The sequence below is a fragment of the Sphingomonas sp. Leaf10 genome (assembly GCF_001421245.1).
Taxonomy (GTDB): domain Bacteria; phylum Pseudomonadota; class Alphaproteobacteria; order Sphingomonadales; family Sphingomonadaceae; genus Sphingomonas.
Genome location: NZ_LMKE01000015.1, coordinates 142845 through 149095 on the forward strand (window position 1 = coordinate 142845; position 6251 = coordinate 149095).

The 6251-nt window shown below is 66.7% G+C and carries 5 protein-coding genes; 3 read left to right on the top strand and 2 right to left on the bottom strand.

What is annotated here, in order from left to right; all coding sequences use genetic code 11:
* Window position 1: 1 nt before the first annotated feature.
* Both ASE59_RS13235 and ASE59_RS13240 read right to left on the bottom strand, forming a co-directional pair.
* A complete protein-coding gene (locus tag ASE59_RS13235) occupies window positions 2-3088 on the bottom strand; it encodes a multidrug efflux RND transporter permease subunit (RefSeq protein ID WP_056456955.1) in 3087 nt (1028 codons plus the stop codon).
* Between the two features lie 4 nt (window positions 3089-3092).
* On the bottom strand, window positions 3093-4202 hold the full coding sequence (locus ASE59_RS13240; RefSeq protein ID WP_056456960.1) for an efflux RND transporter periplasmic adaptor subunit: 1110 nt from the start codon (window positions 4200-4202) through the stop codon (window positions 3093-3095).
* Window positions 4203-4306: 104 nt separating this feature from the next.
* Between ASE59_RS13240 and ASE59_RS13245 the strand changes: the two genes are divergently transcribed.
* From ASE59_RS13245 to ASE59_RS13255, 3 genes are read left to right on the top strand one after another with little or no spacing between them, the layout of a single operon-like run.
* Complete coding sequence (locus ASE59_RS13245; protein ID WP_056456965.1) at window positions 4307-4984, top strand: response regulator; 678 nt, start codon at window positions 4307-4309, stop codon at window positions 4982-4984.
* Window positions 4981-5628 carry a HAMP domain-containing protein gene (locus ASE59_RS13250; RefSeq protein WP_082458433.1) on the top strand — a complete coding sequence of 216 codons (648 nt, stop codon included), beginning with the start codon at window positions 4981-4983 and terminating at the stop codon, window positions 5626-5628. Before ASE59_RS13245 ends, ASE59_RS13250 begins: the two co-directional genes overlap by 4 nt.
* Window positions 5610-6044 (top strand): sensor histidine kinase, encoded by a 435-nt coding sequence (locus tag ASE59_RS13255; RefSeq protein ID WP_056456970.1) that lies wholly within the window; start codon window positions 5610-5612, stop codon window positions 6042-6044. The genes ASE59_RS13250 and ASE59_RS13255 overlap by 19 nt, the downstream gene beginning before the upstream one ends.
* Window positions 6045-6251 lie beyond the last annotated feature (207 nt).

The following is a 6251-nucleotide window of genomic DNA, read 5'->3' on the forward strand; positions in this document are numbered from 1 at the left end:
GTCATGCTCCCTTCCTCGCGCGCCGTTCGGCCAGCCCGACCACGACGACGAAGAATACCGGGACGAACAGCACCGCCAGCACGGTACCGGTCACCATCCCGCCGAACACGCCGGTGCCCAGCGCCGTCTGTGTTTCCGCACTGGCGCCGCGCGCCAGCATCAGCGGCATGACGCCGAGGGTGAAGGCAAGGCTGGTCATCACGATCGGGCGCAGGCGGACCTTTGCCGCCGCCAGCGCGGCATCGATCAGGCCCATGCCCTGTTCGCGATAGCGTTTGGCGAATTGGACGATCAGGATCGCATTCTTCGCGCTCAGTCCGATGATGGTGATAAGTCCGACGCGGAAGAAGATGTCGTTCGTCATGCCGCGCAGCATCACCGCGCTCACCGCCCCGATCAGGCCGAGCGGCACCACCAGCATCACCGCCGCCGGGATCGACCAGCTTTCGTACAGCGCGGCGAGCACCAGGAAGATGACGAGCATCGACAGCGCGAGGAGCAGCGGTGCCTGCGCCCCCGCTTCGCGTTCCTGCAACGAGGCACCGGTCCACTCGATCGCGAAGCCGCGCGGCAGGTCGGCGGCGATCGCTTCCATCGCCTTCATCGCGTCGCCGCTCGACACGCCGGGGGCGGGCGAACCGGTGATGCCGATCGCGGGATAGCCGTCGAAATTGGCGATCTGTAGCGGTCCATGCTGCCACACCGGCGTCACCAGTTCGGCCAGCGCGACCGTCCCGCCGCTGGCGTTGCGGACGCGCAGGCGCAGCACGTCGTTCAGGTTCATCCGGTGCGACGCGTCCGCCTGCACGATGACCTGTTGCAGGCGCCCCTCGTTCGGGAAGTCGTTGACATAGCTGCTGCCAAGCGCGGTGCCGATCATGTCGCTGATCGCGGTGAACGATACGCCCAGCGCGCGCGCCTTGACCCGGTCGATGTCGAGCCGGACGTTGGTCCCGCCGGGCAGTCCGTCCGCATAGACGTCCGACAGCTTTTCGCTCTTTGCCGCGTGACCGAGCAGCAGGTCGCGCGCTGTGTCCAGTGCCTGGCGCCCCTTTCCGGCGCGATCCTCCAGTTTCAGCGTGAAGCCCGACGAGGTGCCGAGTTCCTCGATCGCCGGTGGCATCATGTTCATGACCTGACCTTCATGGATCGCCTTTCCCATCGCGGCGTCGGCGGCCGCGATCTCGGCCCGCACGTCGGTCCCGGGCTTCAGGATGGTGTAGATCATCGCGGCGTTGGCCCCCGATCCGGAAAAGCCGAAGCCGAGGATCGACTGCGTCGTCTGGACGCCCGGCCGGGTCGCGGCGAAGCGTTCGAACGCGGTCACGGCCTCCAAGGTGCGGGTGGCGGTGGCGTCTGCGGGAAGCTGGAAACTGGTCATGTAATAGCCCTGGTCCTCTTCGGGCAGGAACGAGGATGGCAGGTTGACGAAGGCGATGCCGAGCAACCCGACGATCAGCGCAAATACCGCCATCATCCGCCCGCTGCGCCGCAGCAGCGTCGCTACCCAGTGTTGGTAGCGGGCGGTCGTCGCGTCGAACCAGCGGTCGAACGCGCGGAAGAAGCGGTTCTTCGGCCGCCCGGCATCCACCGGCTTCAGCAGGGTCGCGCACAAGGCGGGCGTCAGGGTGAGCGCGAGGGAGGCCGAGAACAGGATCGACACCGCCATCGCCATCGAGAACTGGCGGTAGATCGTCCCGACCGATCCCGAGGCCAGCGCCATCGGAATGAACACCGCCGACAGGACCAGCGTGATGCCGATGATCGCGGGGGTAATCTCCGCCATCGCACGAACCGTCGCGTCGCGCGGGGACAGCTGCTCCTCGTGCATCAACCGCTCGACATTCTCGACCACGACGATGGCGTCATCGACGATGATGCCGATGGCCAGCACCATGCCGAACATGGTCAGCACGTTGATCGAATAGCCCGCCACCAGCATCACCGCGATCGTGCCGAGCAAGGCGATCGGCGCGACGATCGCGGGGATCAGCGTGTAGCGAATATTCTGCAGGAACAGGTACATCACCAGGAAGACGAGGATTATCGCCTCGATCTGCGTGTGCAGCACCTTTTCGATCGAGATGCGCACGAACGGCGCGGTATCGAACGGTGCGGACCAGCTCACCCCTTCCGGAAAGGCGCGCGACAGGTCGGCCATGCGGGCGTTCACCGCCTTCGATACCGCGACCGCGTTCGCACCGGGCGACAGCTGGATCGCGGCGGAGGCCGCCACCTTGCCATGTTCGCGCGTCGCCGTGCCGAAGCTCTGTCGCCCCAGTTCGATCCGCGCGACCTTGTCGAGCGTCACCGACGATCCGTCGCTGTTCGCCTTCAGGCTGATGGCGGCGAAGTCCTCCGGCGTCTTCAACTGGCCGTCGGCGGTCAGCGGTACGGTCACGCGCTGTCCGTTCGAGGTCGGCTCGGCGCCGAGCGCGCCGGGGGCGATCTGCGTGTTCTGCTCGGTGATCGCTGCGGTCACGTCCCTGGCGGTCAGGCCGAAGCCCGCGAGCTTGGCGGGATCGATCCAGATCCGCATGGCGCGTTCGGCCGAGAAATTCTGTACCCGCCCGACGCCGGGCACGCGTTTCAGTTCGTCGACGATGCGGCGGGTCATGTAATCGGCCAGCGCCACTTCGTCGTACCGCCCGTCTTCCGACATCAGGCTGACGATCATCAGGAAGCCGGACGACGCCGATTCGACGGTTATGCCGGTCTGACGCACGGCGGCGGGCAGGCGCGCCTCGATCGCCTTCAGCCGGTTCTGCACGTCGACCTGCGCCAGCTCGACATTGGTGCCGGGGCGGAAGGTGGCGTTGACCGTCGCGCTGCCCGAGGTGTCGGAGCTGCTGTCGAAATAGAGCAGGTTCTTAACCCCCGACATTTCCCGTTCGATCAGCGAGACGACGCTGTCGTTCAGCGTCTGTGGCGTGGCACCCGGATAGCTGGCGAAGACGCTGACGCTGGGCGGTGCGACGCTGGGGAAGCGGGCGACCGACATCTGCGGCAGGGCGATCGCGCCCAGCAGCATGATCGCGATCGCGATGACCCACGCGAAGACAGGGCGGTCGATGAAGAATTTGGCCATCGGTTCAGCGCCCCCGCCACGGCAGCGGCTTGACCGGCGTGCCCACCTGCGCGCGGTCCTGCCCCTCGACGATCACCCGTTCGCCCGGGCGCAGCCCGGACGGGATCAGGATGCGGCCATTGACGACGTCCCCCGCCGTCACTTTGCGGATGTGAACCCGATCCTGCGGGTCGAGAACGCTGAGGCGCGCCACGCCGTTCGCATCGCGCGTGACCGCCTGTTGCGGGACGCTCAGCACGCCCGGTGTCGTGGGGTGGGGCAGGCGGGCGCGGACGAACATGCCGGGCAGCAGGCGCTCGCCTGGATTGTCGACCGCGACGCGGACCAGCACGTCGCCGGTGCCGGGATCGACGGCGATGCCGGAAAACAGGACGCGACCTTTCACCGGATGGACCTGTCCGCCCGCCGTCACGATCTCGACCGCAGCATCGGTGCGCCCTGATGCGCGCAGTGCCGCAAACTGCTCGGCGGGCTGGCGGCCGTCGATATAGACGCGGTCGATCTGTTGCACGGTGGCCAGGGGATTCGTATCGCCGGCGGTGACCAGCGCGCCCTCCGTCACGGTCGCCGCGCCGATCCTCCCGGTAATCGGCGCGGTGATGCGGGAAAAGCCGACATCGAGATTGCGCCGCCGCAGCGTGGCGCGTGCCTCGGCCGCTTCCGCCGCGGCCTGATCGCGGGCGGCGACGGCGTCGTCATAGCTCTGCCGACTGATCGCATCCGCCACGACCAGCGGCTTGAGCCGGTCCGCCTGCACCCGTGCCCGCGCCAGCGCGGCGGTCGCCTTCTGTAAGGTGGCGCGGGCAGTATCGGCGTCGGCGCGATAGGGGGCCGGGCTGATCTGGAACAGCGGCTGTCCGGCGTGGACCAGCGCGCCCTGTTCGAACAAACGCCGCTGGACGATCCCGCCGACCTGCGGTCGGATCTCGGCGATGCGCCACGCAACGACGCGACCGGGCAATTCGTCCGAGACCGTCGCAAAGGCCGCGATGGCTGGTGCGGTCAGCACCTCGACCTCGGCGGGTTTGGCGGCAGGTGCTTCGGCGTTGCACGCTGCCAGCAGCGAGGCGAGCAGCAGCGGCGCGATGGGCAGGCGGAGAGGCGTGGCGATCATGGCGCCCCTCTTCCCGCCATTGCATTGCGTCCGCGTCGAGATTGTGTGGAGACTTTGTGGACGCCACTGGCCGGGGCCGGGCAGGCGATGCTACCCCAAGCGGCATGAACCCACTCGCCCTGATCGCCGAAGACGACAAGGACATCGCCGACATCCTGCGCGCCTATCTGGAACGCGAAGGATTTCGGACGGTGCAGGTCGCGGACGGGCGCACCGCGCTCGACGTCCATCTGGCGCTCCGGCCCGACATCGTCCTGCTCGACATTACCATGCCCTTGGTCGACGGTTGGGAGGTGTTGTCGGAAGTGCGGCGGCGCGGGGGCACGCCGGTGATCGTCATCACCGCGCTCGACCAGGACCTCGACAAGCTACAGGCGCTGCGCGTCGGTGCGGACGATTACGTCATCAAGCCGTTCAATCCGGTCGAGGTCGTCGCGCGGGTGAAGGCGGTGTTGCGCCGCGCCGGCGGATTGGGTGCCAGCGGCGTGCTGCGCGTCGGGCCGGTCGAGGTCGATACGACCAGCCATATCGTTCGGGTAAACGGGCACGAGGTCGCGCTGACGCTTACCGAATTCCGGTTGCTAACTCATATGGCGCGCAATCCGACACAGGTCTTTACCCGCGGCGATCTGGTCGATGCATGTATGCCGGGATCGGATGCACTCGACCGCACCGTCGACAGCCATGTCAGCAAGCTGCGACGCAAGCTCGACCAAGCCGGCGTGCCCGACATGCCCGAAGGCGTGCGCGGGGTGGGTTACCGGCTGACGTCGCGCGCATGACGGGGCGGATCAGCCTCCAGCGGCAATTGGGGGCCGCCATGGCCGTGCTGTCGGTGGTGACGATCATCGCCAGCACCGCCGCCTTCTACATCATCTACGCGCTGGCGGAACGCTGGCGGATCGTCGCGCCGCTGCCCGCCAATCTGGAGGACACGACGGGTCTGGACGTCGGTATCACGCTGGGCGTCTGCGTGCTGGGGCTGTTGCTGGCGTTGGCCGTGGCGGCGTGGCTGGCGCGGCGGATCGTCCGCCCGCTGGCCGCCGTGGGTGAGGCGGCGCGCCGTATCGCCGAGGGCGACCTGGCCACCCGCGTAGGCAACGTCACCGAGGCTCAGGGGGAAACCGCCGCGCTGATCGCCGACTTCAACGCTATGGCTGACCGGTTGCAACGCATGGCCGACGATGTCAGCGTCTGGAATGCCCAGATCGCTCATGAACTGCGCACGCCGCTGACGATCCTCCAGGGGCGGTTGCAAGGGGTGAAGGACGGGCTGTTCCCTTCGACACCGCGCTGGTCGACGGGTTGCTGGCGCAGGTCGCCGGTCTCACCCGCCTGGTCGAGGATCTGCGCAGCGTCAGCCTTGCGGACAGCGGGCATCTTGAACTCGATCTCAGCGAGGTCGACGTGGCCGCCGAACTCGTGACGATGGCACCGATGTTGGAAGGCATGGTCGAACCCACAGGCTTCGCGTTGCGGTTCGACCTCCATTCCGGGATCGTGCGCGTCGACGCCGGTCGCCTGCGGCAGGCGATCCTGGCGCTGGTCGACAATGCGCGCCGCCATGCAGATCCGTGCGAATTGCTGATCACCACCCGCTCTACCGACGATCAAGTATCGATTGCCGTAGCCGACGCTGGGCCAGGCTTGCCACCAAATCTTGAAAGCGCAGCCTTCCGGCAGTTCGTCAGGGGGCCGAACTCAACCGGCGGATCGGGTCTTGGCTTGGCGATCGTTCGCAGCATCGCCCGAGCGCACGGAGGTGACGTGCGCTACCAACGTAGCGACTCTGCATCAGTGTTCGAAATTATGTTTCGTCGGAGTACCGGTCGAGTTCCGTAACATTTTCTGTCATAACCCTTTTCGTACCGACCACCAACCAGAGGCGTATATTGCTGTCATTCGTTGGGATGAACGAATGTCTGAAGTTCGTAAGCGGATCGGGAATCGTGAACGTCCGGAAGTGGGTCTTCCGTATATGTGTAGCGGTTGTGACGTGACCCCCGTTTCTTCATCCACGTTGAACTAGAGACCGGCCCTTGAAGGGAC

What these genes read in the sequence shown, in the direction of transcription:
- ASE59_RS13235 (WP_056456955.1), bottom strand. Translation starts at nt 3,088, where the DNA reads ATGGCCAAATTCTTCATCGACCGCCCTGTCTTCGCGTGGGTCATCGCG.
- ASE59_RS13240 (WP_056456960.1), bottom strand. Translation starts at nt 4,202, where the DNA reads ATGATCGCCACGCCTCTCCGCCTGCCCATCGCGCCGCTGCTGCTCGCC.
- ASE59_RS13245 (WP_056456965.1), top strand. Translation starts at nt 4,307, where the DNA reads ATGAACCCACTCGCCCTGATCGCCGAAGACGACAAGGACATCGCCGAC.
- ASE59_RS13250 (WP_082458433.1), top strand. Translation starts at nt 4,981, where the DNA reads ATGACGGGGCGGATCAGCCTCCAGCGGCAATTGGGGGCCGCCATGGCC.